Genomic DNA, 1,374 nt, shown 5'->3' on the forward strand with positions numbered 1-1,374 from the left:
GAGAGTGTCAGATTTTTTGTGTGCGGGCCGGTAACGGCCTGCCGTCAGGCAGGCCTTGATTTTCACCAGTTCGGCCTGATGAATCGATCTCCGTACAAAACCGCAAACTGATTCATCGCACTTTTCCAGTCATGGGCGGCACTGCCCCAGTTGGCGGTGATGTTTTGCAGCGCCAGCCAGATCAGCTTCGTCGCTGCTTCGTCGGTTGGAAAGTGGCCTCGTGTCTTGATGATCTTGCGTAACTGCGCATTGATGCTCTCGATGGCGTTGGTCGTGTAGATCACTTTTCGTATGGCCGGCGGAAATACGAAAAACGGGATGACTCGATCCCAGGCGCGTCTCCACGCTGCCGCCACTGTTGGATATTGCTTGCCCCAAGGCCCTGCCTCAAAAGCTTCCAGAGCTTGTTCGGCGACTTCAGCATTGAGTGCTTGGTAGATCGGTTTGAGGGCTTTGGCCAGTTCCCGACGTTTGTCCCAAGCCGCGTAATCGAGGCTGTTACGAATCAAATGGACGATGCACGTCTGCAACGTTGTTTGTGGGAACACTGCACTCAAGGCCTCCGGCATGCCTTTAAGTCCGTCGGTCACCGCGATCAGTACGTCTTCGACGCCTCGGGTTTTGAGGTCATTGAAGACCTTCATCCAGAACTTGGCACCTTCAGTGTTCTCGATCCAGATCCCCAAAATATCTCGAGTGCCGTCAGGCAGTACGCCCAGGGCCAAGTAGATCGCCTTGTTGCGAACCACGCCTTCGTCACGAATTTTGACCCTCAGAGCATCAAAGAAAATGACGGGGTACATGGTTTCGAGTGGTCGCTGCTGCCAGGTACTGACTTCGTCCAGAACAGCGTCGGTAACAGAGCTGATGAAGTCATGGGATACGTCTGTTCCGTACTGTTCTGAGAGAAATGCACGGATCTCACGAACGCTCATGCCGCGGGCATACATGGCAATGATCTTGTCATCGAAGCCCGTAAAACGGCGCTCGTGTTTGGGGATCAGGATCGGAGCAAAGCTGCCGTCACGGTCTCTGGGGATGTCCAGGCGCAACGGGCCGTCATCGGTCAGCACGGTCTTGCTGCTTCTACCGTTGCGTTGGTTGCTCGAATCCTCGGGGCGCTCCGCGCCCTGAGAATACCCAAGGTGGTGCCCCAGTTCGGCGCCAAGGGCTCGCTCGATAAGGGCCTTCTTGAACGCCATCGCGGCATCCTGAATGGCATCAGCACTCATCGGTCCGCTGACGAACTGGTCGATCAGCTCTTTTGGAATGGAAGGAAGGTCACGCTGGGCCTCACGGGCCGGTTTCTTTTTGGTTGGCATACATGCACCTCTGCTACATGTTATGCCCGAACACAAAATTTATGACACTCCC

At 55.2% G+C, this 1,374-nt stretch carries 1 protein-coding gene; it reads right to left on the reverse strand.

What is annotated here, in order from left to right:
- Positions 1–62 precede the first annotated feature (62 nt).
- The gene (locus ACIQV9_RS28910) at positions 63–1,322 is read right to left on the reverse strand and encodes an IS256 family transposase (protein ID WP_403108667.1); all 1,260 of its coding nucleotides are present in this window, start codon (positions 1,320–1,322) and stop codon (positions 63–65) included.
- Positions 1,323–1,374: the final 52 nt, after the last annotated feature.

This window comes from Pseudomonas sp. NPDC099000 (assembly GCF_044759925.1).
Classification (GTDB): Bacteria; Pseudomonadota; Gammaproteobacteria; order Pseudomonadales; family Pseudomonadaceae; genus Aquipseudomonas.